This is a genomic window from Nonomuraea sp. NPDC050783, from assembly GCF_040802095.1.
Lineage (GTDB): Bacteria > Actinomycetota > Actinomycetes > Streptosporangiales > Streptosporangiaceae > Nonomuraea.
Window position 1 is genome coordinate 339,743 of record NZ_JBFAHK010000002.1, and the last position, 24,384, is coordinate 364,126.

General features: G+C 72.8%; 23 protein-coding genes. 9 read left to right on the forward strand and 14 right to left on the reverse strand.

Annotated elements, in window-relative coordinates; genetic code table 11:
- The first annotated feature begins 116 nt into the window (after positions 1–116).
- Genes urtA through urtE form a run of 5 tightly spaced genes read left to right on the forward strand, consistent with a single transcriptional unit; the run spans position 117 to position 4,634 of the window.
- Positions 117–1,334, forward strand: a complete 1,218-nt coding sequence (urtA, locus tag AB0H75_RS06490) for an urea ABC transporter substrate-binding protein (protein ID WP_367791380.1) — start codon at positions 117–119, stop codon at positions 1,332–1,334.
- Entirely contained in the window at positions 1,334–2,182 is an 849-nt protein-coding gene (urtB, locus tag AB0H75_RS06495; RefSeq protein WP_367791383.1) for an urea ABC transporter permease subunit UrtB, read from the forward strand. The genes urtA and urtB overlap by 1 nt, the downstream gene beginning before the upstream one ends.
- Positions 2,179–3,231, forward strand: a complete 1,053-nt coding sequence (gene urtC, locus AB0H75_RS06500; protein ID WP_367791386.1) for an urea ABC transporter permease subunit UrtC — start codon at positions 2,179–2,181, stop codon at positions 3,229–3,231. Before urtB ends, urtC begins: the two co-directional genes overlap by 4 nt.
- Complete coding sequence (urtD, locus tag AB0H75_RS06505) at positions 3,215–3,967, forward strand: urea ABC transporter ATP-binding protein UrtD (RefSeq protein ID WP_367791389.1); 753 nt, start codon at positions 3,215–3,217, stop codon at positions 3,965–3,967. The genes urtC and urtD overlap by 17 nt, the downstream gene beginning before the upstream one ends.
- Complete coding sequence (urtE, locus tag AB0H75_RS06510) at positions 3,942–4,634, forward strand: urea ABC transporter ATP-binding subunit UrtE (protein ID WP_367791392.1); 693 nt, start codon at positions 3,942–3,944, stop codon at positions 4,632–4,634. Before urtD ends, urtE begins: the two co-directional genes overlap by 26 nt.
- Before the next feature lie 62 nt (positions 4,635–4,696).
- Here urtE and AB0H75_RS06515 read toward each other — a convergent pair whose 3' ends face one another.
- Both AB0H75_RS06515 and AB0H75_RS06520 read right to left on the reverse strand, forming a co-directional pair.
- Complete coding sequence (locus tag AB0H75_RS06515; RefSeq protein WP_367791395.1) at positions 4,697–7,294, reverse strand: BTAD domain-containing putative transcriptional regulator; 2,598 nt, start codon at positions 7,292–7,294, stop codon at positions 4,697–4,699.
- A 92-nt stretch (positions 7,295–7,386) separates the two neighbouring features.
- Positions 7,387–7,818 (reverse strand): ATP-binding protein, encoded by a 432-nt coding sequence (locus AB0H75_RS06520; RefSeq protein WP_367791398.1) that lies wholly within the window; start codon positions 7,816–7,818, stop codon positions 7,387–7,389.
- Between the two features lie 115 nt (positions 7,819–7,933).
- Here AB0H75_RS06520 and AB0H75_RS06525 point away from each other — a divergent pair, with 115 nt between their 5' ends.
- Complete coding sequence (locus tag AB0H75_RS06525) at positions 7,934–8,683, forward strand: helix-turn-helix domain-containing protein (protein WP_367792369.1); 750 nt, start codon at positions 7,934–7,936, stop codon at positions 8,681–8,683.
- On the forward strand, positions 8,674–8,874 hold the full coding sequence (locus AB0H75_RS06530; protein ID WP_367791401.1) for a DUF397 domain-containing protein: 201 nt from the start codon (positions 8,674–8,676) through the stop codon (positions 8,872–8,874). Before AB0H75_RS06525 ends, AB0H75_RS06530 begins: the two co-directional genes overlap by 10 nt.
- Here the strand turns inward: AB0H75_RS06530 and AB0H75_RS06535 are convergent.
- The 3 genes from AB0H75_RS06535 to AB0H75_RS06545 all read right to left on the reverse strand — a co-directional run bounded on the left by AB0H75_RS06535 (position 8,837) and on the right by AB0H75_RS06545 (position 10,991).
- Entirely contained in the window at positions 8,837–9,727 is an 891-nt protein-coding gene (locus AB0H75_RS06535) for a sigma-70 family RNA polymerase sigma factor (protein ID WP_367791404.1), read from the reverse strand. The two genes, AB0H75_RS06530 and AB0H75_RS06535, sit on opposite strands and share 38 nt — an antisense overlap.
- A gap of 34 nt (positions 9,728–9,761) precedes the next feature.
- Positions 9,762–10,139, reverse strand: coding sequence for a VOC family protein (locus AB0H75_RS06540; RefSeq protein WP_367791407.1), 378 nt, complete (start codon positions 10,137–10,139; stop codon positions 9,762–9,764).
- Between the two features lie 114 nt (positions 10,140–10,253).
- Positions 10,254–10,991, reverse strand: a complete 738-nt coding sequence (locus AB0H75_RS06545; protein WP_367791410.1) for a Mut7-C RNAse domain-containing protein — start codon at positions 10,989–10,991, stop codon at positions 10,254–10,256.
- A gap of 32 nt (positions 10,992–11,023) precedes the next feature.
- Here AB0H75_RS06545 and AB0H75_RS06550 point away from each other — a divergent pair, with 32 nt between their 5' ends.
- Positions 11,024–11,926 (forward strand): TAXI family TRAP transporter solute-binding subunit, encoded by a 903-nt coding sequence (locus AB0H75_RS06550; RefSeq protein WP_367792372.1) that lies wholly within the window; start codon positions 11,024–11,026, stop codon positions 11,924–11,926.
- Here the strand turns inward: AB0H75_RS06550 and AB0H75_RS06555 are convergent.
- The 6 genes from AB0H75_RS06555 to AB0H75_RS06580 form a co-directional block, all read right to left on the reverse strand.
- On the reverse strand, positions 11,917–13,245 hold the full coding sequence (locus AB0H75_RS06555; protein WP_367791413.1) for a sensor histidine kinase: 1,329 nt from the start codon (positions 13,243–13,245) through the stop codon (positions 11,917–11,919). The two genes, AB0H75_RS06550 and AB0H75_RS06555, sit on opposite strands and share 10 nt — an antisense overlap.
- Positions 13,242–13,907 carry a response regulator transcription factor gene (locus AB0H75_RS06560; protein ID WP_367791416.1) on the reverse strand — a complete coding sequence of 222 codons (666 nt, stop codon included), beginning with the start codon at positions 13,905–13,907 and terminating at the stop codon, positions 13,242–13,244. Before AB0H75_RS06560 ends, AB0H75_RS06555 begins: the two co-directional genes overlap by 4 nt.
- 30 nt (positions 13,908–13,937) lie before the next feature.
- Positions 13,938–15,248, reverse strand: coding sequence for an MFS transporter (locus AB0H75_RS06565; RefSeq protein ID WP_367791419.1), 1,311 nt, complete (start codon positions 15,246–15,248; stop codon positions 13,938–13,940).
- A gap of 138 nt (positions 15,249–15,386) precedes the next feature.
- On the reverse strand, positions 15,387–17,648 hold the full coding sequence (locus AB0H75_RS06570; protein ID WP_367791422.1) for a glycoside hydrolase family 6 protein: 2,262 nt from the start codon (positions 17,646–17,648) through the stop codon (positions 15,387–15,389).
- 80 nt (positions 17,649–17,728) lie between these two features.
- On the reverse strand, positions 17,729–18,706 hold the full coding sequence (locus tag AB0H75_RS06575) for a GNAT family N-acetyltransferase (protein WP_367791425.1): 978 nt from the start codon (positions 18,704–18,706) through the stop codon (positions 17,729–17,731).
- Positions 18,707–18,784: 78 nt separating this feature from the next.
- On the reverse strand, positions 18,785–19,030 hold the full coding sequence (locus AB0H75_RS06580) for a DUF2630 family protein (RefSeq protein ID WP_367791427.1): 246 nt from the start codon (positions 19,028–19,030) through the stop codon (positions 18,785–18,787).
- 249 nt (positions 19,031–19,279) lie between these two features.
- Between AB0H75_RS06580 and leuA the strand changes: the two genes are divergently transcribed.
- A complete protein-coding gene (gene leuA / locus AB0H75_RS06585; protein ID WP_367791429.1) occupies positions 19,280–21,010 on the forward strand; it encodes a 2-isopropylmalate synthase in 1,731 nt (576 codons plus the stop codon).
- Between the two features lie 38 nt (positions 21,011–21,048).
- Here leuA and AB0H75_RS06590 read toward each other — a convergent pair whose 3' ends face one another.
- The 3 genes from AB0H75_RS06590 to AB0H75_RS06600 form a co-directional block, all read right to left on the reverse strand.
- Positions 21,049–21,369, reverse strand: a complete 321-nt coding sequence (locus tag AB0H75_RS06590; protein WP_367791431.1) for a hypothetical protein — start codon at positions 21,367–21,369, stop codon at positions 21,049–21,051.
- 251 nt (positions 21,370–21,620) lie between these two features.
- Positions 21,621–23,831, reverse strand: a complete 2,211-nt coding sequence (locus tag AB0H75_RS06595) for a hypothetical protein (protein ID WP_367791434.1) — start codon at positions 23,829–23,831, stop codon at positions 21,621–21,623.
- Positions 23,828–24,046, reverse strand: a complete 219-nt coding sequence (locus AB0H75_RS06600; RefSeq protein WP_367791440.1) for a hypothetical protein — start codon at positions 24,044–24,046, stop codon at positions 23,828–23,830. Before AB0H75_RS06600 ends, AB0H75_RS06595 begins: the two co-directional genes overlap by 4 nt.
- Positions 24,047–24,384 lie beyond the last annotated feature (338 nt).

Here is a 24,384-nt window from a genome sequence, read left to right on the forward strand (position 1 = left end):
GACGGTTCGGGCGCGCCGGTGAACGTCCGGCAAAGGCGTATTAACGCCCGGGATCCGCACGTGAAATGTGCGGGGGTCACCTTTCTGGCAGAACCGGTCGGCAGGAAGGAACCGCCGTGCGCATCTCCCGCCCGATTGTCTCAGCCGCTCTCCTGTTATCCCTGCCCTGGTCCCTGGCCGCCTGCGGATCCGGCGGCGGGCCGGCCGCCGCACCGGACGAGATCAAGGTCGGCCTCCTCCACTCCCTCAGCGGCACGATGGCGATCAGCGAGGTCACCGTCCGCGACGCCGAGCTGCTGGCCATCGACGAGATCAACAAGGCGGGCGGCGTGCTCGGCAAGAAGCTCGTCCCCGTGGTCGAGGACGGCGCCTCCGACTGGCCGACCTTCGCCGAGAAGGCCACCAAGCTGATCAGGCGGGACAAGGTCGCCACCGTCTTCGGCGGCTGGACCTCCGCCAGCCGCAAGGCCATGCTCCCGGTCTTCGAGCGCTACAAGGCGCTGCTGTGGTATCCGGTGCAGTACGAGGGCCTGGAGAGCTCGCCGTACATCTTCTACACCGGCGCCACCACCAACCAGCAGATCATCCCCGGCCTGGACTACCTGAAGGAGCAGGGCAAGAAGAAGATCTTCCTGGTCGGCAGCGACTACGTCTTCCCGCGCACCGCCAACAAGATCATCAAGGCGTACGCGGCCGCCAACGGCATGCAGGTCCTCGGCGAGGAGTACACCCCGCTCGGCCACACCGAGTACTCCACCCTCGTCAACAAGCTCGTCCAGGCCCGCCCGGACGCCGTGTTCAACACCCTCAACGGCGACAGCAACGTCGCCTTCTTCAAGCAGCTCAAGAGCGCCGGCGCGAGCGCGGCGACGATGCCCGTGCTGTCGATCAGCATCGCCGAGGAGGAGGTCACCGGCATCGGCGTGGACAACATCGCCGGCCAGCCGGTCGCCTGGAACTACTACCAGACCACCGACACCCCGGCCAACCAGGCGTTCGTCAAGGCGTACAAGGCCAGGTACGGCGCGGGCAAGGTCACCTCCGACCCGATGGAGGCCGGCTACAACGCCGTCTACCTGTGGGCCGAGGCCGTCAGGAAGGCCGGCACCACCGAGGTCGAGGCGGTCAGGAAGGCCGCGCCCGGCATCTCCCTCGACCGCCCCGAGGGCAGGGTCACCATCGACGGCGACAACCAGCACCTGTACAAGACCGCCCGCATCGGCATCGTCCAGCCCGACGGCCTGATCAAGCAGGTGTGGGACTCCGGCGAGCCGATCAAGCCGGACCCGTACCTCAAGGGCTACCCGTGGGCGGCCGGGCTGGCGGCCTCCTGATGTCCGCCTTCGTCAACCAGCTCCCCATCGGGCTGTCCATCGGGGCGGTGCTGCTGCTCGTCGCGCTCGGGCTGACCTTCACCTTCGGGCAGATGGGCGTCGTCAACATGGCGCACGGGGAGTTCATCATGGCGGGCGCCTACACGGCGTTCCTCGTCGGCGACCTCGTGCTCGCGCTCCCGGCGGCGTTCCTCGTCGCCGGGGTCATGGGGCTGGTCCTGGAGCGGGCCGCCGTCCGGCACTTCTACGGCCGGCCGCTGGACACGCTGCTGCTCACCTGGGGCGTCAGCCTGGTGTTGCAGCAGCTCGCCCGCGACCTGTTCGGCGCGCCGAACGTGCAGGTGCCCGCGCCCTCCTGGCTGGCCGGGGGCGTGGGCATCCTGCCCTACAACCGGTTGCTCATCATGGCCCTCGCCGTCGCGGGCGTGGTCGCGGTGTGGCTGTACCTCAACAGGACCGCGCTCGGGCGGCGTACCCAGGCGGTGGTGCAGAACCGGCGGCTCGCCGCCACCAGCGGGATCGACGCCGGGCGGGTGGACATGCTGACCTTCTTCATCGGCTCCGGCCTGGCCGGGGTGGCGGGGGTGGCGCTCACGCTCATCGGGCCGGTCGGGCCGGGGCTCGGCACGTACTACATCGTGGACGCCTTCCTCGTCGTGGTCGCGGGCGGGCTCGGGCAGCTGCGCGGGGCGGTGCTGGCGGCCGTCGCGCTGGGGCTGCTGAACTCCTACGCCGAGTTCTGGTCGGACGCCTCGCTCGCCAAGGTCGCCGTGTTCGCGGTGGTCATCGCGTTCCTCCAGGTCAGGCCGCAGGGGTTGTTCGTGCTCAGATCGAGGGTGCTGACGTGATCAGGAGAAATCTGCCGTTCGCCGCCGTGGCGGTGGCCGCGCTGGTCCTCGCGCCGCTGCTGCTGGAGCCGTTCCGGCTGGGGCTGCTGGCCAAGTACCTGTGCTATGCGATCGTCGCGCTCGGCATCGGGCTGGCGTGGGGCAAGGGCGGGATGCTCACGCTCGGGCAGGGCGTCTTCTTCGGGCTCGGCGGGTACGCGATGGCGATGTACCTCAAGCTCGCCGAGGCCGGGCCGGGCGGGCTGCCGGACTTCATGGTGTGGAGCGGGGTGACGGAGCTGCCCGCGTTGTGGGCGCCGTTCGCCAGCCCGGTCCTGGCGCTCGCGGTGGCCGTGCTCGGGCCGGCGGCGCTCGCGGCGCTCCTCGGCACGCTGGTGTTCCGCCAGCGGGTACGCGGCGCGTACTTCGCGATCCTCACCCAGGCGCTGGCCGCCGCCCTGGTCATCCTGCTCGTCGGGCAGCAGGGGCTGACCGGCGGCACCAACGGCATGACGAACTTCTTCGAGCTGTTCGGCCACGACCTGGCCGAGGACGCCGCGCAGCGCGGCCTCTACCTGGTGACGGCCGGCGTGCTCGGCGTCCTGTACCTGGCCGCCCGGCAGCTCGCGCACAGCCGCTTCGGCCGCCTGCTGGTCGCCGTGCGCGACGGCGAGGACCGGGTGCGCTTCCTCGGCTACGACCCGGCCCTGGTCAAGACCGTCACCTTCGCGATCTCGGCGGGTATGGCGGGGCTGGCGGGCGCGCTGTTCGTCCCCGTCGTCGGCATCATCTCGCCCGCGCTGCTCGGCGTCGTGCCGTCGCTGGAGTTGGTGGTCGCGGTGGCGGTCGGCGGGCGGCACGTCCTGGCCGGGGCCGTGCTGGGCGCGGTCGTCATGGGCTACGCCAAGACCGCCTTCAGCGAGCGGTTCGCCGACGGCTGGCTCTACCTCCAGGGCGCGCTGTTCATCCTGGTCATGACGCTGGCGCCCCAGGGAATCGCCGGCCTGCTCGCGAGGGCGCGGTCCGGAGGGACGCGGCTCGGAAGGGTGCGACGTGCTCGAACTACGTGACGTGCGGGTGGAGTTCGACGGCTACCGGGCGCTGGACGGCGTGGACCTCACCGTGCCCGAGGGCGAGCTGCGCTTCCTCATCGGGCCCAACGGCGCGGGCAAGACCACCCTGATCGACGTCGTCACCGGCCTGACCAGGCCGTCCTCCGGCAGCGTGCGCTTCGCCGGGCACGACCTGGTGGGCCGCAAGGAGCACCGGATCGTCCGCCTCGGCGTGGGGCGCACGTTCCAGACCTCGGTCGTGTTCGAGGAGCTGACCGTCCTGGAGAACCTCGACCTGGCCGCCGGCTTCCGCCGGCCGCTGTGGGCGCTGGCCCGCCGCGCCCGCGGCGTCTCGGGGCCCGTCGCCGAGGCGCTGGCCAGGACCGGGCTCGAAGAGCTCGCCGGACGTTCAGCCGCCGTTCTCTCCCACGGCCAGCGCCAGTGGCTGGAGATAGGGATGCTGCTGGCACAGCGGCCCCGGCTGCTGCTGCTGGACGAGCCGGTGGCCGGCATGTCCGGCGACGAACGCGAGCGCACCGGACGGCTGCTCACCGAGATCGCCGCGGACCACACGGTGATCGTGGTCGAGCACGACATGGAGTTCCTGCGGCGGCACGCCTCGACGGTGACCGTGCTGCACGAGGGCAAGGTGCTCGTGGAGGGGTCGGTGGAGCAGGTCAGTGCCGACCCGCGGGTGCGGGAGGTCTATCTGGGGAGGAGGCCGAGCGATGCTGCTGTCGGTGAGCGATCTTGAGTCGGGGTACGGCAGGGCGCGGGTCCTGTTCGGGGTGTCGCTGGAGGTCGGCCCCGGGCAGCTCGTCTGCGTCATGGGCCGCAACGGCGTCGGCAAGACCACCCTGCTCGACACCGTGATGGGCGTGCTGCCCGCGACCGCCGGCGGCGTCGCCTTCGACGGCCGCGACGTCACCCGGCTCAAGCCGCACGAGCGGGTGCGGCTCGGCATGGGGTACGTGCCGCAGGGCCACCAGTGCTTCCCGCAGCTGTCCGTCCTCGGCAACCTGCTGGTCACCGCCGAGGCCGCCCGGCAGCCCAAGGAGGCCGTCGAGGAGGCCCTGGACCTCTTCCCCGCGCTGCGTCCCATGCTCAAGCGCAGCGCCGGGCACCTGTCCGGCGGCCAGCAGCAGCAGCTCGCCATGGCCCGCGCCCTGGTCACCCGGCCCCGGATGCTCATCCTGGACGAGCCGACCGAGGGCATCCAGCCGTCGATCATCCTGGAGATCGAGGCGGCCATCGAGCGGCTGCACGCCGCCGGGCTGGCCGTGCTGCTCGTCGAGCAGTACCTGGACCTCGCGCTGCGGCTCGCCGACCGGTTCGTCATCCTCGACGCCGGGCACGTCGTACGGACCGGCGACGCCGAGGAGCTGCACCGCGAGGACGTCCGCAGGCTGCTGGCCGTCTGAGGCGGCCGGCCTGAGGCGGCCGGCCTGAGGCGGTCGGCTCTGCGGCGGAGGGCCGGCAACCTTCAGAGCAGGGCCAGCAGGCTGCGGGCGTTCGCGGCGCCCTGGCCGTCGCCGGTCTGCTCGAAGACCTCCAGCGCCGCCCGGGCCAGCTCGCGGGAGCGGCCCGCCGCGCCCTCCGCCCGGCCCACCCTGGCCAGGGCCAGCAGGGCGTGGGCGTCGAGCAGGCGGTCGCCGAGGCGTACCGCGATGCCCCTGGCCCGCTCGGCGGCGGCCCTGGCCTCGGGCCTGGCGCCCTGCGCCAGGCGCACCGCGGCCAGGTCGAGGAGCGCGTCGGCCTGGCGGTGGCGGTCGCCCAGCTCGGTGAGGTGCTGGACGGCGTCCAGCAGGCGGGCGGCGGCCTCGTCCAGACGGCCCGCGCGGCGCAGCACGGCACCCAGCACCCGCTCGGCGTCGGCGGCGTCCCGCTGGTTGTCGGCCGCCGCGAGGCAGGCCAGCAGCGCCCGCTCGGCGTCCTCCAGCCGGCCGCCCTCCAGGTGCACCCGGCCGAGGCGGCGCCTGACCTGGTTGACCTCGCGGGTGCGGCCCTGGCGCAGGAACATGCCGAGCGCCAGCCGCAGCCGCTCGTGGGCGAGGTCCCAGGCGCGCTCGGCCAGGTGCAGGTCGCCCTGGTCGAGCAGGATCAGCGCCTCACCGTGGTCGTCGGCGGCCCGCCGGGCGGACTCCAGCGCCCGCGCGGACACCGCGCGCCAGTCGTCGAGGTAACGGTGGCGCTCCAGGAAGGGCGCCAGCAGGTGCGCCAGCCGCCAGCACGGCTCGTCCAGCCCCGCCTCGTGCAGGTCGGCGACCAGGCTCACCAGGAAAGGCCGCTCGGCCTCCAGCCACTCCACCGACTCCCTGATGTCCCTGGTGGCCACGGTCGTGGCCGGATCGCCGGACACCAGCGAGAACCGCGAGGCCCGCACCCGGGCCAGCACGATCGCCGACACCTTCTCCGGCACGCCGGGCAGCGGCTGCTCGCGGGCGAACAGCCGGGTCAGGTCGTGCAGCCGGTAGCGGACCTGGCCCGCCACGTCCACGCCGTGCGTCTCCAGCAGCCCCGCGTCCACCAGCGCCTCGGCCCCGCCGCCGAGCTGCTCGGCGAGCCAGTCGCCGAAGTCGGGGGCGGACAGCGCGCCGAGGCCGCGCAGCGTCAGCTTGGCCGGCTCCGGCAGGCCGTCGTAGCCGATGGCGAACACGCTGCGGACCGTCTGGTCGCCCGCGTGCAGCCCGTCGAGCCGCTTGTGCTCGTCCTCCAGCAGCCCCACCAGGTAGTCGACCGTCCAGTTGGGCCGGGCGGCCAGGCGGGAGCCGGCGATGCGCAGCGCGATCGGCAGGCCGCCGCAGAAGCGGGCCAGGCGGCGCAACGCGTCGTCAGCGGGCCGGCCCGAGCTCGCCACCAGCAGGTCCAGCGACTCCTCCGCGTCCAGCACGCCCACCGACAGGCGGCTCGCGCCGGTCAGGCCGCCCAACGACGAGCGGCTGGTCACGACCGTCGGGCAGGACGTCAGCAGCGGGCGGACCTGGGCCTCGTCGGCGGCGTTGTCCAGCACCACCAGCAGGTTGCGGCCGGCCGTGTAGGTGCGGAACAGCCGGCCGCGCTGCTCCAGCCCGGCGGGGACGGCCTGGGCCGGGCAGCCCAGCCAGCGCAGGAAGTCCTCCAGGACCGCCGCGGGGGCCGTCGTCTCGCGCAGGTCGGCGTACAGGATGCCGTCGGGGAAGCGCTCGCGCGCCCGCCAGGCCGCGTGCACCGCCAGCGCCGACTTGCCCGCCCCCGCCTGGCCGTGCACCACGACCTGGCCGCCGATCGCCTGGCCGTCGGCCGCCCGGTCGGCGATCACCCGGTCGAGCAGGTCGGCGCGGCCGGTGAAGCCCTGGACGTCGGGCGGCAGCAGCACCGGCGGGCCCGCCGACACGTGCAGCGACACGTCGTCGTGCAGCATGCGGTGGTAGAGGAGCTGCAGCTCGGGGTCCGGCTCGATGGCGTGGCCGCCGTCGAGCTGGTCGCGCAGCACCGCGTACGCGGCCAGCGCCTCCACCCGGCGGCCGCTGCGGTAGAGCGCCAGCATGTACTGGCCGCGGAAGCGCTGCCAGAGCGGGTGCTGCTTGGTGAGCCGCTTCAGCTCGGCCAGCAGCTCCCGGTGCCGGCCCGCCTCCAGGCCGGCCTGCACCCGCCGCTCCAGGGCGAGCAGGCGCAGCTCCTCCAGCTCCTCGCGCAGCCGCCGGGTCTCCACCCAGCGCTCGCCGTCGGGGTCCACGTCCTCCAGGACCGGGCCGCGCCACAGGCTCAGCGCCTCCTCGTACGCGCCCCGGTCCACCAGCAGCCGGAACCGGTCCACGTCGAGCTGGTCGTCACCGATCGCCAGCAGGTACGCCCCCGAGACGGTCGTGATCACGTCCTTGCCGAGGAGCTGGCGGAGCTGGCCGACGTACCCGCGGACGAGGGAGTCGGAGCGGTCGCCGCCCTCGCGCGGCCACAGGAGCCTGCGCAGCCGCTCGACCGTCAGCGGACGGCCCGCGTTGAGCAGGAACATCGCCAGCAGGTCGCGATGCTTGGGGGTCGTCGGCGTGCGGTCGCGGTCACCGTCACGGACGTCGAGCGGCCCCATGATGCGAAAGTCCACGCGGCCTTCCTTCGGACGGGGTGATCCGATCAGAATGGCACATTTGACGGCCACGCTCACTCCCCCTGACACCTCCGGGACCTCCTCCGGGATCACCAGGCGGCGAGCCGGAACCAGACCGCCTTCCCCGCCGGGACGGGCGTCCATCCCCAGTCGTACGCGAGCCGCGCGACGATGCCGAGCCCGCGCCCGCCGTCGTCCCACACATCCCCGGCCTGGGGGAGGGGCGGCTCCTGGCAGCGGTCGTGCACCTCGACCGTCAGCAGCCGCTCCTCCCTGATCACGACGATCCGGGCGGGGGCGTGCGGCAGGGCGTTGGTGGCCAGTTCGGAGACCAGCAGCTCGGCCGTCCCGCAGGCGGTGCCGTCGGCGCCCCAGTCGGCGACCAGGTCGTGGACGAACCGGCGGATCGGCGCCACGCAGCGGGGATCGGGCGGCATCCACCGCTCCCCGAGGATCGCGGGGACGGGAGGGCGGGCATCGGCGAGGGCCGTACGCGCGGAGGCGAGAGTTTCGGGATTCACGGGACCATGCTCACCTCCCTTCTTTACGGTGAGTAGGTGGGTGGTCGCCAAAAGCGAGTATTGAACTGCGGGCGAAGGAGGGCGACATGGCCGACTTCTACGCACCCCATGCGATCTGGGGCGAGAGCTCCGGCACTACCGCAAGGCCGCGGGGCTCACGCAGGGGCAGCTCTCGGAACGGATCCACTTCAGCGAAGGGCTCATCAGCGGCGTCGAGACGGGCCAGCTCCCGGCCAGCCCCGAGTTCGCCGAGTCCTGCGACAAGCTGCTGGAGACGGGCGGCGCGCTGCAACGCCTGCTCGACTGGCGCAAGGGGCAGGTGTTCCCGTCCTGGTTCGGGCGGTGGCACGAGAAGGAGCAGGTGGCGGTCGCGCTGCGGACGTACGAGCCGCTCCTGGTCCCGGGCCTGCTGCAGACGGCTCGTTACGCCGCCGCGCTCCTGCGTGGTGACGAAATCGCCATCAACGCTCGTCTGCAACGCCAGGAGATCCTCACCCGCGAGGATCCGCTCGCGCCGACTTTCCGGTGCGTCATCGACGAGGCAGTGCTCCACCGCCCCATCGGCACGCCGGACCTCATGCGTGAGCAACTCCAGCGCCTGCTGGACGTGACGAGCGAGCGCTTGAGTGTCCAGATCCTCCCACACGGGCTGCATTCAGGTCTGATGGGTGGATTCGCCATAGCGACTCTCGAAGGTGGAACCGACGTGCTCTACGTGGAGACGGCGGTGCGCGGCATCACGACCACCGATCGAGCGGACGTGTCGATGGGTATAGAACGATTTGAGGCCATCCGAACCGAGGCGTTGCCCCTGAGCATGTCCCTTGACCTGATCAAGAAAGCCGTGGAGGAAAGATGGACCTGACGCAGGCGCGGTGGCGGAAGTCGAGCTTCTCGGGCGACAACGGCGGCAACTGCGTGGAGGTCGCCGAGTTGCCCGACGTCATCGCCGTACGCGACTCCAAGGACCCTGACGGTCCCAAGCTGCTGTTCACCCCCTCCGAATGGGACGCCTTTCTCAAGGGGGTGAAAGGGGCGGAGTTCGACCGGCGTTGAGGTGGGTCGAGGCGAGTCTGGCGGGGTCGGCGACGATCGTGATCGCGGTGATCCGGTCGCCGGTGACCGTGAACGAGATGAGGGACAGCGGCGTCCCGTCCTCGCGCCACGACACGTACCCCGGAAGGCCGTTGACCAGCACCGCCTGGTGCCGCGCCACGGTGCCGGAGACCATCCGCGCGCCGGAGGCGACCGCGGTGGCGCCGAGGGTGACGAACACCCCGTCCGGGGTGGCGGCGGTCAGCTTCACGTCCGGGTCGAGCACGCGCAGCAGCCCCTCGAAGTCACCGTCGGCCGCGGCCGCGCGGAAGGCTTTGACGACCTGCCGCTGCTCCGGCGCGACGGCCGCCGGCCGCTCGGCCGCCCGGACCTTCCTGCGGGCGCGGCTGGCGATCATCTTGGTGGCGTCCGCGGACTTGCCGAGGATCCGGCCGACCTCGGCGAACGGCACCCCGAACAGGTCGTGCAGCACGAACGCCAGCCGCTCGCCCGGCCCCAGCGAGTCCAGGACGACCATCAGCGCGAGCCCCACCGCGTCGGCGAGCGCCACGGTCTCCCCGGGCTCGGCGCCGGGGTCGGCCGTCACCACGAGCTCGGGCAGCCCGTCGCCGTAGGTCGCCTCGCGGCGCGAGCGCAGCACGTCCAGGCTGAGCCGGGCGACCACCGTGGTCAGCCAGCCCGCCAGGTTCTCGATGGCCGCCGCGTCCTGGCGGGCGAGCCGCATCCAGGTCTCCTGGACGACGTCCTCGGCGTCGGCGTGCGAGCCGAGCACGCGGTAGGCGATCGCGCCCAGCCGGTCGCGGTGGGCCTCGAACGCTCCGGCCAGCAGGTCCGGCGGGCTGGTGTCGGTCATTTAGCGATCTTCCTCGGGTCTGTTCGCTCAGGGGTCAGGACGGGCGGCGGCGCTGGCGCAGCGAGATCTGGTTGCCGTCCGGGTCCAGCGCCTCGATACGCAGGCCGAACGGGTATTCCTCCGGCTCCGGCCGGTCGAGGGTCACGCCCCGCCGGCGGAACGCCTCGGCATCCTTCCTCAGGTCGTCCGACTCCAGGATGAGCGGGCCGGCGGCTCCGGCGGCTCCCGTGGCCGGCGCCTGCGACCACAGGAGGATCTCGACCGGGCCGCCCGGGACGCCCACGGTGAGGAAGCGCCCTTCCGGCCCCGGGTAGTCGGCGCGCTTTTCCAGGCCCAGCCCTTCGGTGTAGAAGGTCAGCGCGCGGTCCTGATCGGTGACGTTGACCGTCACGTACATGATGTTCGTCAGCATTCTGGTCCCTTTGTTCCGTCGTCGTCGGTACGGCGGCGGCACGGGCGCGTACCCGGCCGCCGCTCCTATGACGGGAACGGGCCCAGGAAGGTAACAAACCGCCCGGCGCCTTTCTCAGGGGCGTGCCGTGCGACCGCCGTTGACCCAGGCCAGGGCGTCGTCCACGATCTCCTCCAGGCGGCCGCTGTGGGCGCCGCGCCAGTAGACCTGGCCGCAGTCGCGGCAGCGGCCGTAGGCGTCGTAATGGCGCCTGGTGCCCGACTCCAGCAGCGGGGCGACCTCCTTCTTCGCCGCCGGCTCCAGCTCGCCGTTGCAGGCCGTGCAGCGGGTCCACGGGCGCAGGGGCGGGGAGAAGCGGTCGAGGAGGTCGCGGAGCTGGTCGGCGGGGTCGGAGCCGCGGACGTACGCGCCCAGCCACAGCGCGCGGCGGCGCAGCAGCCCGCGGTCCTGGGTGAGCAGGACGCGGCGCTCCTCGTTGGCCTGCACCACCAGCGCGGGGTCGTCCATGTCGTTGTGGTAGGCGGTGTCGATGCCGAGCAGGCGCAGGCGGCGGGCCAGGGTGCCGAGGTGGACGTCCAGCAGGAACCGGGGGTCGCCGGGGATGCGCTGCGGGCGGGGCACGGGCGGGACCTCGGCTACGTCGCCCGGCGCGAGCTGGTGGGAGACGGGCGCCGGGCGGCCGTTCACGGTCAGCGGGCCCACCTCGGTCAGCGGGATGCCGGCCGACTCCACGTGGTGGCCGAGGGTGGAGGTGCCGTCCGGGGTCACCTCATGCCACTCCTGGCGGCGGCTCACGGGCAGGAACATCCTCAACTCTGGGGCGATGCGCAGGCGAGCGGTCACAGGGTCCATTCTGTGCCAGCCGGTAGCGTGAGTTCGTGTCCATGACCCGCCGGTCGCTGCTCGGCCTCCCCCTGGCGGCGGCCGCGTGCTCGGACGGCGGGGCGCCGGCGGCGGAGCTGCGGCTGGTGACCGGGCAGCCCGGCGGCGCGTACGGGCAGCTCGGCGACCGGCTCGCGGCGGAGCTGCGGCGGGACGGGCTCGCCGTGCGGGTGCTGCCGACCGCGGCCAGCGTCCAGAACCTGACGATGATGGCCGACGGGCGGGCCGACGTGGGGTTCGCGCTGGCCGACACCGCCGACGACGCTATCCGGGTACGGCACCAGGCGGTCTCGGCGCTGGGCCGGGTGTACATGAACTACGTCCACCTGGTCGTGCCGGCGGCGTCGGCGATCACCGGGGTCGGCGGGCTGGCCGGGCGGAGGGTGTCGATCGGGGCGCAGGGGTCGGGCACGGCGGTCACCGCCACCCGGGTGCTGGCCGTGGCGGGGCTGGACCGGCCGCCCGCGCTGGAGCGGCTGGAGCTGGACGCCTCCGTCGCGGCGCTGCGGGCGGGCGGGATCGAGGCGTTCTTCTGGTCCGGCGGGGTGCCGACGCCCGCGCTCGAAGCGCTCGGCGGCGAGATCCGGCTGGTGCCGCTGGAGCCGATGGTGGCGGTGCTGCGGCGCAGGTTCGGGCCGGTGTACGAGCACGGCACCGTGCCCGCCGGCGCGTACGGGGCCGCGCTGCCGGTGGCCACCGTCGGCACGCCCAGCTACCTCATGTGCCGGGCGTCGCTGCCGGAGGAGCTGGCCCATACGGTCATCGAGACGGTGTTCCGCGCCCGCGACCGGCTCCAGGCGCCGTCGGCCCCCGGCGGGCGGTTGGACCCGCGCTACGCCATCGGCACGGGCGTGGTCCCGCTGCACCCGGGCGCCGTCCGTTACTACCGGTCGGTCTACGGCTGAGGTCCCGCGGGGAGGCGCAGCTCGACCGTCAGGCCGTGCGGGGCGGCGGGGAGCAGGCGCAGGGTGCCGCCGCAGGCGCGGGCCAGCTCGGCGGCGATGGCCAGGCCGAGGCCGCTGCCCGGCACGTTGGCGTGCGCGCCCGACCGCCAGAAGCGCCCCAGCGCCTCGGCCCGCTCCTCCTCGCCCAGCCCCGGCCCGTCGTCGGCCACCCGCAGCACCCCATCGGCGAACGTGACCGTCACCGTGCCGCCCTCCGGGACGAACTTCTGGGCGTTGTCCAGCGCGATGTCGGCGATCCTGGCCGCCGCCTCCGGCACCTCGCCGTCGTCCAGGGCCACCAGGGTCAGGCCCTTGGCCGCGTAAACCTCCCGCCACACCGCCAGCCGCGGCCCCAGCGCGACCGGCCGGGACCCCAGCCCGGCCCCCGCCTCCACCCGGGCCAGCGTCAGCAGGTCCTCCACCAGCAGCGTCAGCCGGTCCAGCTCGGCCAGCGCCTCCTCGTACTCGGCCGTGCCCTCCTCCCGCAGGTGCGGCTCCAGGTTCTCCAGCCGCAGGCCGAGCACGGTGAGCGGGGTGCGCAGCTCGTGCGAGGCGTCGGCGACGAAGGCCCGCTGCCGCTCCATCGCCCCGGCCACGGCGTCGGCCATCGCGTTGAAACGCTCCTCCAGCCGCCGCAGCTCCGACGGCCCGGCCCCCGGGTGCGCCCGCGCGTCCAGGCGGCCCCGCGCGATGGCCCGCGTGGTGCGGTCCAGCTCGGTGACCGGGCGCAGGATCCAGCGGGCCAGCCGCCGGGCCACCAGCGCGCCCAGCCCGAGCGCGGCCAGCGCGCCGAGCGCCAGCGCGCCCCACACCAGCGCCACGTCCAGCCGGGCCCGGTCGGTCGGGGCCTGGAGCAGCACCACGCCCGACAGCTGCGCGTCGCGGCCGGCGGGCTCGGCCAGCAGCACGCGGGAGGGGCCGAACGGGGTCGTCACCGGCAGGTCCTCGGTGGTGCGGCCGGACAGCGCCAGGCGGGTGGCGTCGCGGTCATCGGCCTCGAAGCGGCCCGCGGTGACCCGTACCGAGCCGTCCCGGTCGCGGAGCCGGACCGCCGCGCCGTACAGGTCGGCGTAGCGGCGGACCTCCTCCACCAGGCCCGCGTAGTCGCCCTCGCGCGCCGCCTGGTCGGCCAGCTCGGCGAAGCGGGTGGCGTCGGCGCGGCGGTCCAGCAGCAGCCGGTTCGTCCGGTGGGAGGCGTACGCCCAGCCCAGCGGCACCGCCAGCGCCACGATCAGGAACACGATCAGCGTGGTGAAGGTGACCACCAGCCGACCGTTCATCCGGCCGAGCCCAGCCGGTAGCCCGTGCCCCGCAGGGTCTCCACCAGCCCCGGCCGGCCCGTCTTGGCGCGCAGCCCCGCCACGTGCACGTCCAGCGACCGCGACGCCGACAGCAGCGGATCGCCCCAGACCTCGTCCAGGATCTCCTCCCGGCTGCGCACCACGCCCGGCTCCCTGGCCAGCAGCGCCAGCACGTCGAACTCCCGCCGCGTCAGCGTCACCGCCTCCCCGGCCACCGTGACCTGCCGCGTCTCCAGGTCGATGCGCACGTCGCCGACGCTCACCACGTCGTCGCGGCGCGGCCGGGGACGGGTGCCGCGCCGCACCACCGCCTCCATCCTGGCCATCAGCTCGGCGGTGCGGAACGGCTTGACCAGGTAGTCGTCGGCTCCCGACCGCAGCCCGCGCAGCACCTCGCGCTCCTCGGTACGGGCGGTCACCACGATCAGCGGCACCGCCGACACCCGGCGCAGGCGGCGCAGCACGTCCAGGCCGTCCATGTCGGGCAGGCCCAGGTCGAGCAGGACGAAGTCGGCGCCCCCCGCCAGGCGGAGGGCGTCGACGGCCAGCCCCGCCCGGGTGACCTGGTGGCCGTGCCGGACGAGGGCGGTGGTCAACGCGGCGGCGAGCCGATCGTCGTCCTCGACCAGCAGAACTCGCATACCGCCAGGTTAGACGCGCTCGGGAACGGGTTAGACGTGCTCCGGGACGGCCCCCGCCGTCCGCTCGGCCCGCGACAGGGCCGCGTCCCGGGTCTCGCGCATGAACAGGTACACCACGAGCGAGACCGCGGCGCACCCGGCGACGTACCAGAAGAAGCCGGACTCGATGCCCGCGTTCTTGAACCACAGCGCCACGTACTCGGCGGTGCCGCCGAACAGCGCGTTCGCGATCGCGTACGGCAGCGCCACGCCCAGCGCCCGCACGCCGGTCGGGAACAGCTCGGCCTTCACCACCGCGTTGATCGAGGTGTAGCCGGTCACGATCACCAGCCCGGTCAGCGACAACGCCAGCGCCCCGCCGAACCCGCTCGCCCCGCCCAGCGCCGTCATCAGCGGCACCGTGCCCAGCATCGACCCGATCCCGAACGTGATCAGCAGCGGCCGCCGCCCGATCCGGTCCGACAGCGCCCCCGCCAGCGGCTGCAGGCACATGAAGACGAGCAACGCGCAGAAGCTCACCAGCGTGGCGGCCTCCTTGGCCAGGCCCGCCGTGTTCGACAGGTACTTGGTGAGGTACGTCGTGTAGGTGTAGTACGCCACCGTGCCGCCCATGGTCAGGGCGATCACCAGCAGCGCCTCCTTCTTGTGGGCCATCAGCGCGCGTACGGTGCCCCGGCTGGCGTCCTCGTCGGCGCGCCGCTCCTCGTCGTACGCCTCGGTCTCCAGGAGGCTGCGGCGCAGGTAGAACACGACCGCGGCGGCCAGCGCGCCCACCACGAACGGCACCCGCCAGCCGTAGGAGCTCAGCGCCTCCTTCGACATCGTGTTCTGCAGGATGATCTGCAGGCCGAGGCCGACGAGCTGGCCGGCGGTCATGGAGACGTACTGGAAGCTGGAGGCCAGGCCGCGGCGGCCGGGCGGGGTGGCCTCGGTCAGGTACGTGGCGCTGGCCGCGTACTCGCCGCCCACCGACAGCCCCTGCAACAGGCGGGCCACCACCAGCACCAGCGCGCCGAAGTAGCCGACCGACTCGTACGTGGGCGCGATCGCGATCAGCAGCGCGCTGGCCGACATCAGCGTGACGGTGAGCGTGAGCGCCGCCTTGCGGCCCCGGCGGTCGGCGTAACGGCCGAGCAGCCAGCCGCCCAGCGGGCGCATGAAGAAGCCGACGGCGAAGATGGCCGCGGTGTTGAGCAGCTTGGCCGTGTCGTCGCCCTCGGGGAAGAACGACGCGGCGAAGTAGACGGCGAAGCTGCTGTAGACGAACCAGTCGTACCACTCGACCAGATTGCCGATCGAGCCGCCGGCCACCGCCTTCCACGGCACGCGGGCCTTGCTCACTTCGGTACCTCCTGGACCTGGGGGGTGGAGTAGGTGCAGGTCAGAGCCTTGTCCCAGAAGGATGCTCCGGCAAGGGAGGAGGGCCGAGATCTAACCTCCGCTTAACATCGCCGCCTCACGGGCGACATCTCACCGCGCTCACCGCAACGGGGGATTGGCGAGCTTCGCCCGTTCCAGGGCCAGCTCGGGCCACCACTCGCCCGCCTCCGGGGCCACGACGCCGCGCTCGGGGTCCTTGTCACCGGTCGTGCCGCGCCGGCAGCGGCCGCTGGAGGTGCCGGCGCGGGCGATCCACAGGTAGGCGTCCACCAGCTCCTCGCCGGTCTCCGTGGTGGGGCGGTCGCCGACGCCCCGGCCCAGCGGGTTGCACCAGGTCTGCGGGTCGGCGTAGTGCCTGGTCGGCGACCAGGAGCCCTGGCCGTTCCTGCTGGTGTCGACGACGAAGTGCGGCATCCGCGACGGGTCCACGGTCGCGTCGGGCGGGCAGGTCGTACGGCCGGCGCGGCGCAGGGCGATGCAGGCCGAGAGCTGCTTGCCGGACTCGACCGCCTTCTCGGTGCGCTGGTAGGCGGCGGTGTTGATGAAGAAGCCGTCGGCCCGGTCGATGCCCGTCTTGACCAGGCGCGTGGCCATCAGGTCGGTGCCGGGGTACAGGCCCTGGCCGCCGTCGAGGTAGACGGCGGTGTTCGGGTTCGCCTTGAGGGTCAGGAGGGCCGTGCGTACGTCCTGGTAGCGCTGCTCGGCGGAGCCCTGGAGGTCGCAGTCCTTCGTGCCGGGCAGCTTGACCAGGCTGCCCGGCTCCAGGATCACCACGGCCCGCGCCTGCCCGATCTGGCCCGCGATGCCCTCCACCCAGTCCTGGTACGCCGCCATCTCGGCGGGGGTGGTCGGGCGGCACTCGCTGCCGGGCATGTAGTTGATCAGGAAGACGGGGACGGCGTTCCGCCGCGTGGCGTTCTCGACGGCGTCGGCCACCTTGTCGCGGACCTCGGGGGTGCCCAGGCGGATGGCGTGCGGGACCTTGGCCAGCTTCTCCATGAGGGCGGCGTCCTTCAGGCGGTGCTCCTGCCGCCACAGGACCGCCTGCTTGGCCGCCCCGGGCTCGTCGGGGGAGTAGAAGAGGACGGGGCCCGGCGCGCGCAGCGGGTTGCCGGCCGCCACGGACGCCTGGCCCGAGGGCCGGCCGTTCACCGGGCCGCTCGTCGGGCCGCTCGCCCGGGACGTGGTCACGCCCGGCGTGCCCTTCCCCGACGCCTGCCGGTCATGATCGGACGGCCCCCCGAAGCCCTGCCACACGGCCACCCCCGACACCCCGACGACGGCGACGACCGCCGCCACCACCGCGACCCGCCGCCCCCTCCCCGGCGCGGCAGCCGGCTGGGTACCCGCCGCGCCGGCCGCGCTTCCCGGGCCGCCCGCTGGGCTCGCTCCGCTTCCCGCGCTACCCGCTGCGGCCATCCCATCCGCTGCGGCCATCCCATCCGCCGCGCGCATCCCGCCCAGCATGGCGGGCGGCGCGGGCGGCGCGCCGGGCGCGGCGGGGGGCGGTGCCGCGGGTCGCGGGTTCTGCGGTTGCCGGGCGGCCGGGGGGACGGCCGACGGGTTGGCGGCGCTGAGCCGGTCCAGCAGTTCCTGTGCCGTGGGCCGGCGCGCCGGGTTCTTGGTCAGCGCGGCCTCGACCAGCTCCCGCAGCACCCCGGACAGCCCGTGCAGCTCCGGCGGCTCGTTCACGATGCGCAGCAGGATCGTCGGCACCGACCCCGACCCGAACGGCGAGGCGCCCCCCGCCGCGAACGCCACCGTGCAGCCCCACGAGAAGATGTCCGACGCCGGCCCGACCCGCGACCCCGACACCTGCTCCGGCGACATGTACGCCGGCGTCCCCACGACCGCGCTGCTCACCTCCGCCTCCGCGAGCCGCGCGATGCCGAAGTCGATGACCTTGGGCCCCACCTGGGACAGCAGCACGTTGGACGGCTTGAGGTCCCGGTGCACCACCCCCGCCCCGTGGATGGCCCGCAGCGCCACCGCCACGGACGCCGCCAGCCCGTCCAGCGCCGACCCCTTCAGCGGCCCGCCCTCGCGCACGGCGTCGCCGAGGTTCGGCCCCTCGACGTACTCGGTGACCAGGTAGGCCGGCTCGCCCGTCACGTCGGCGTCCAGGACGGGCGCGGTGCAGAAGCGGGCGACCCGCCGCGCGGCGGCCACCTCGCGGGCGAAGCGGCGGCGGAAATCGGGGTCCCCGCTCATCCGGGCGTGGATCAGCTTGACCGCCACCCGGCTGCCGTCCGGCGCCCGGCCCAGGTAGACGATCCCCATCCCGCCCTCGCCCAGCCGGCCCAGCAGCGCGTACGGCCCGGCCTGACGCGGATCCCCGTCGCGTAACGCTTCCACGGTCATGAACCGTCAGGTTAACCGTCCTGTCAGGACTACGGGAGGGGCCTCGGGGACGGCTCCTCGGGGACGGCTCCTCGGGAGGGTCACAGCTCCAGGCGCCAGGTGTGCCACTCGTCCAGCAGCCGGTAGCCCAGGGCCTCGTTGATGGCGAGCATGTGCGCGTTCGTGACGGCGTTCCAGGTGATGACGCGTTCGAGGTGCGGCTCGCGCTCGCGCAGCCACAACAGGTTGGCGAGCTTGACGAGCAGGCCCAGGCGGTGGCCCCGGTGCTCGCGCAGCACCATCGTGTCGACCTGCCCGGCCCAGCCGTCGGAGCGGTCGGCCCGCAGGAAGATCCGGGTGAACGCGGCGGGCGCGCCGTCGGCGTCGCGGCGGGCGATCGTCGTGTAGCAGGTCTGGCCGCTCGCCGGGATGCTCCGCTCGCGCTCGCGGACCCGTTCCACGGTGTAGGCGCTGTCCTCGACGCCGGCGTCGCGCGGGGCGTCGTTCATGCCGCCGAGCAGCGTGGCGTGGTCCGCCAGCAGCTCCGGAGGGGTCGGGCCGACCCACCGCTCCAGCGAGTAGCCCTCGGCCCGCGGCACCATCGCCTCCAGCGCCGCCCAGTCGGCCGTGCGCAGGTCGAGCGTGCGGCGGGCCTCGGTGAGCGAGGGCGTCATGTCGTGCGCCCGCGCGAACCGGGCACCCACCCCGGTGACGGGCGTCTCGGTGAGCAGCAGCCGGCGGCCGTGCGCGCGTACCCGGCCCACGGCGTGCTCCAGCAGCTCGGCGCCCAGCCCGCGCCCGCGCCGCTCCGGCCGCACCACCAGCGGGTACACCGCCGCGGCGTGGACGTTGTCCAGGCGCGGCAGCCCCAGGGCGTAGCCGCCGGCGATCACGCCGTCCTCGGTCGGCGCCGCCCACAGCTCCACCCCCTGGTCCGGCCGCTCGACGCAGAAGGTCTGGCGGAAGCGGGGCAGGGCGATCCGGGGGCCGGGCTCGTGGGCACTGGCCGCCACGTACGCGTCGTACAAGCCCGTGACCAGATCCTCGTCCCGGTCGAGGTCGATCGGCTGGATGCTCATGCGGCCCAGCAAAGCGCACCCGCGGCGGCCCCGGCCACCGATTACCCGGCCCGATCACCCGGCCCGATCACCCGGCGCCTACTGCCGGTAGTTCTCCACCTGCCGGGCCGGGCGCACCGCCGCCCCCTCGGGGTCCTCGCCGGCGCCGCGCCGGGCCCGGCGCTGCCTGAGCAGGTCCCAGCACTGGTCGAGCGCCGTCTCCAGCTCCTTGACGCGGGCGTGCTCCTCGTCCGTCGTCACCTCGCCGGCCGTCAGCTTCTCGCGCAGCCGGTGCTCCTCGTCCACCAGGGCGCTGATCCTGGTCAGAATCTCGTCGTCACTCATGCCAAGACTCTAGTCACCACGCGACGGAACACGCCCCGCGCCCGTCCCCGCCGGTCGCGGAGCCGGCTTCTCGGAATGTGAGAAGCCGGGCGGCGCATCGCGAGACGTCTGGTAGCGTGCAAGGCATGCTGCGCGGGCTGCTTCTTAGCTGCCGCGGCGGGGGCCTGTAAGGCCGGCTCCCTCGCCGCGGAGCCAGTCGTGCGCGTCGGCCGCTTCTTTCCGAACCGTCCGACGAGGAGTCGATCCGACATGTACGACACGACCGCCCAGCAGCCCAGCCGGATGCCGATCCATCGCTACCAGCCGTTCGAACCCGTCCGGCTGACCGACCGCACCTGGCCCGACAAGGTCATCACCAAGGCGCCCCGCTGGTGCGCGGTGGACCTGCGCGACGGCAACCAGGCCCTCATCGACCCGATGGACTCCCACCGCAAGCTCCAGATGTTCGAGCTGCTGGTACGCATGGGCTACAAGGAGATCGAGGTGGGCTTCCCGGCCGCCTCGCAGACCGACTTCGACTTCGTCCGCCAGATCATCGAAGAGGGCCGCATCCCCGACGACGTCGTCATCCAGGTCCTGACCCAGGCCCGGCCCGAGCTCATCGAGCGCACCTTCGAGTCCCTGCGGGGCGCCAAGCAGGCCATCGTCCACCTCTACAACTCCACCTCCACGCTGCAGCGCCGGGTCGTCTTCGGTCAGGACAAGGACGGCATCACCGCCATCGCCGTCGAGGGCGCCAAGCTGGTCAAGAAGCTGGCCGAGGCCAGCGACGTGGACGTCTACTTCGAGTACTCGCCGGAGTCGTTCACCGGCACCGAGCTGGAGTACGCCGTCGAGGTCTGCGACGCCGTCAACGAGGTGTGGCAGCCCACCCCCGACCGCAAGGTCATCATCAACCTGCCCGCCACCGTCGAGATGGCCACCCCCAACGTCTACGCCGACCAGATCGAGTGGATGAGCCGCCACCTCAAGCACCGCGACTCGATCGTGCTGTCGCTGCACCCCCACAACGACCGCGGCACCGCCGTGGCCGCCGCCGAGCTGGGCTACATGGCCGGCGCCGACCGCATCGAGGGCTGCCTGTTCGGCAACGGCGAGCGCACCGGCAACGTCTGCCTGGTCACCCTCGGCATGAACCTGTTCTCCCAGGGCGTCGACCCCGAGATCGACTTCAGCGACATCGACGAGATCCGCCGCATCACCGAATACTGCAACCAACTGCCCGTGCACCCGCGCCACCCGTGGGGCGGCGAGCTGGTCTACACCGCCTTCTCCGGCTCCCACCAGGACGCCATCAAGAAGGGCTTCGAGCACCTGGAGCGCGATGCCGCCGCGGCCGGGACGCCGGTGGACGAGTTCGCGTGGGCGGTGCCGTACCTGCCGATCGACCCCAAGGACATCGGGCGCACCTACGAGGCCGTCATCCGCGTCAACAGCCAGTCCGGCAAGGGCGGCGTGGCCTACATCATGAAGGCCGACCACCAGCTCGACCTGCCGCGCCGGCTGCAGATCGAGTTCTCCAAGGTCGTGCAGGCCCGCACCGACAGCGAGGGCGGCGAGGTCAGCCCCGCCGAGATGTACGACATCTTCCGCGACGAATACCTCCCCAACCCGGCCAACCGCTGGGGCCGCCTGAGCCTCATGGCCCACCGCCACGAGTCCACCGTGGACGACTCCACCGGCGACGACAAGGACCGCATCAGCGCCGACATCCGCCTCGACGGCGAGATCCGCGAGATCAGCGGCACCGGCAACGGCCCGATCTCCGCCTTCATCGACGCCATCGCCGGAGTCGGCATCGAGGTGCGGGTGCTCGACTACGTGGAGCACGCGATGAGCGCGGGCTCGGACGCCAAGGCCGCCTCCTACCTGGAGTGCGACGTGAACGGCCAGGTGCTGTGGGGCGTCGGCGTCGATGCCAACACCACCACGGCCTCCCTCAAGGCCATCATCTCCGCCGTCAACCGAGCCTCCCGCTGACCCACCCGACCCCCGCACCCGCCCGCGGGCCGCGGGGGTCACCCCTGGGGCCGGCAACGGTGCAACACCCCGTAACGCTTCTGAGCGACCCGCATGAGCCCGATCAAATCCCTGATCCCGTCCCTGCCCTTCACGATCTCGGCCAGGTAGATGGTGATCAGTTGCGCTTTGCCGTTGCAAGAGAACTTCGCGACGATTCGGTACGGCTGATCGGCGAAGGGAGGTCTGGGCAAATAGGCCGCGAGACCCTCGCCGAGGCCGGCAGGGAGCTTGACGCCGCCGTGCCTGCCGTAGACCTGACGCCTGTCATCGAGGACGAAGTCCAGTTGCTCCGGTGACATGCCCTGGCCTTCTCGCATCCACCGCACCTCGAGAGGGCGGGGCGTGGTGTCCGGTGCCCAGCAGTCACCATCTCCCTCATTGCCGTCCGTTCTCTCGGCAAGAGGGCCGGTGATGCCGCTGACCTGCCGGAAAGCCTGCTCGGGAATGAGCCCGCAGATGTAAGGGGCGGAGTCCGTAAGTGGCCGGGGAGCTGGAACGGCCGCGGGAACGTCGGTCGGAGCGCAAGCTGTGCCCAGCAGGAGCAGCGCCGCTGCGCTGTGCGGGAGTCTCATCGGCTGTCGCTCCCCCGAGAGGGAGGAATCTGCAGGCCGAGGTAGTCGTCCACCTCGGTGGTGTCGCGAAAGGTGTTGGTGAAGCGATCGAGCAGATCGCTGCTTCCTCCGGATTCGCGGGTCCATGCGAGGAACTGACTGTATTCCTGTGGAGCCATCTGGGCGAAGGGCTTGACCTTGGGTGGCACTCCGGCTGTGAACGACTGCTTCTTCTGTCCGAGATCGTCGAGCAGTCCCTTCTGCAGCATCGCTGTCGCCAGCATCTGCTCGGCCAGGCGTTCCACCGCGAGGCGGTTGTCCGCCACTGTCCGGTGTGCCTTGTCCAGTTCTCGGCCCTGTTCTGACATCAGGCGGGCGGTGTGTTCGGCGAGCTGGTCGTAGGCGGTGCTGGTGAGGTGGTCGTAGGTTTTGGTGATCAGAGGGGTGAAGGCGCCGGTGGCCAGGGTGCTGATTTGTTTGGCGCCCGGGATCGGGAGGAGGCCGAGGGCGTTGCTGACCATGATTTTGAGGGATTCGTCGGCTTTTTGGGCGTTCAATCCCTGAGCGATGAGGATTTGGCGCCGGATTTCCACCAAGTGGCTGAAAGGGCGGGCCTCGGCCACCGTGCGGTCCGTCAGGAATTGTTTGACGTCGGCCTTGCCGACCCGGCCGTCGCCGTCGAAGTCGAACGCGCGGGCGTCGGCCGGGGCGAAGCCGAGGCTCTCCGCGTTGGCGGCGGTGAGGCCGACCGGGGGGACGGTGGCCAGGGCGGCGCGCATGTGCTCGGTCTGCGCCGCCACCAGGGCGTGGAAGGCGGCGTCGTCGGAGGTGGCCAGGGCGAGGGCGTAGGACATGTCCGTGGCCGTGACCCGGCCGAAGGTGGCGTGGTCGAGGAGGAGGCGGGACAGCTCGTCGATGTTGGCGGCGATGGCGCGGCCCAGGGGGTGGCGGAGCGCGGCGAAGCGGTGGAAGGCGTCCGGGTCCTTGATCTCCAGGTTGCCGTCGGCGGCCTGGCCGAAGGCGGGCCTGACCTCGCCGGCGAGGATGGCGATCAGCTCGGCGGCCAGCTTCTTCGAGGTCGGGTCCTGGCCGGTGGTCGCGGACAGGAGGAGGCGGCGGAAGGGCTCGTGCTCGGCCGGGTGGCGGGTCGGGTCCCAGCGGGTGGTGAGCAGGTGGCGCAGCACGGGCTCCTTCGAGCCGGGCGGGGTGTGGTCGAGGAGGGCCTGGGCGGCTTCGCGGTCGGCGGCCGCGGTGTGGAACAGGTCGTCGAGCAGGGACGCGGCGGGGGTGCCGCCCGGGGCGCGGGCTTCGGTGCCGGGGCGGAGCAGGGTGCCGAGGCCGAGGGCGGCCGACAGGTCCATGAGGGGGACCGGGCGGGCGGCGAAGAGGCGGCCGAGGGCGTCGCGGCCGGCCGACCACGCCTGCGCGCATCGGTCGTGCTCGTAGGCGATGACGTCGCGGCCGACCGTCGCCATGAACGCGGCCGAGTAGGGGGGCCGGCCGTCGTGGGCACGCCAGACGAGGGCCTGCGCCTGGTAGCCGGAGCAGGACAGGCCGCCGGTGACGTGGTCGGCGCGGCCCTCCTCCACCAGGTCGCGGAGGAAGCCGTCGCCGAGGTAGGCGGGGTTGTCGGGGCAGGTGCCCGCGGCCAGGGCCCGGGCGAGCAGGAGCAGGACGTGCCTGGACTGCTGCGCGAGCCGGGCCGGCAGGGCCGTGCCCGCGCGGGCCCCGGAGTCGCGGAGCCGCGCGGCGAGGGCGGCGGGGAGCCGGGTCACGCCCCGCGCGCCGAGCGTGCCGAGGAACGCCCTGACGAAGCCGGCGTCGCCGGCCCGCGAGGCGTAGCCCCGCAGCGTGGCCAGGGCCTGCGTGTCCCCGTCCGCGGCTTTCAGCGCGGCGCGGCCGGCCAGGGTGCCGTCCAGGAGGCCGGTGGCGGCCTCCAGGCTGTCGGGCAGCTCCAGGAAGCTGCCCAGCGGGGTGCTCCCGCCGAAGGTGATCTTCTGCTGTTGCAGCTCGCGGACCAGCCGCTGGCGCCGTCGCAGGTCGTCGGCCTGGGCCGTGACCCGGCCCGCCAGGGCGTGCAGCAGGACGGCGGGGGAGGTGTCGAGCCCCGCGCCGCACAGCTCGCCGTGGAGGGCCCGCGCCAGCTCCTCCAGCCGCCGGGCGGCTTCGGCGTGCCGGGCCGCCATCATGTCGAACTCGGGTTGCCGGACCCCGGCGAACTCGGTCACGGCAGGTCCGGGAGCGCGGCGAGTTTCCGCTGGGCGCTGTGGAGTGCCTGGACGAGCAGGTCGCGCAGCTCGCGCTGGTCGGCCCGGATCTGGTGGTCGAACCGGACCCCCATCGGTCCCACCCAGGCGTTCCGCTCCATCAGCCGGCAGGAGGCATCGAGTGCCCACCAATGCTCGTCCGACAGTCGCTGGAGGCGCTGCACCACTGCCCGCATCGCATGGCGATCGAGATCGACCACGGTGATCCCCCCGTAAGGCTCGCGCCTACCTCTTCGCGGAAAGGTAATCAATATGGCGCCGACAAAACAAGTTCACGGTCGTTGAAAGTTATGGCGCCTTCGTTTCTCGATGGAGGTTATGGTTTTTCTCCTGGTTTGCGCAAAGCGGAGGAAGGGGCGGGCGGAGAATGGCGCGGGCGGCCGGCTCCAGGCGTTCCTCGCGTTTTCGGTGTTCCGGATCGCGAGGAATAGCGGAAAGGCCGCGAATGGTGATGGTGCGGTGGGCTGTGGGGGTCTATGCTGGTTAGAGAACGCTTCGTTCTCTAACGGGAGGC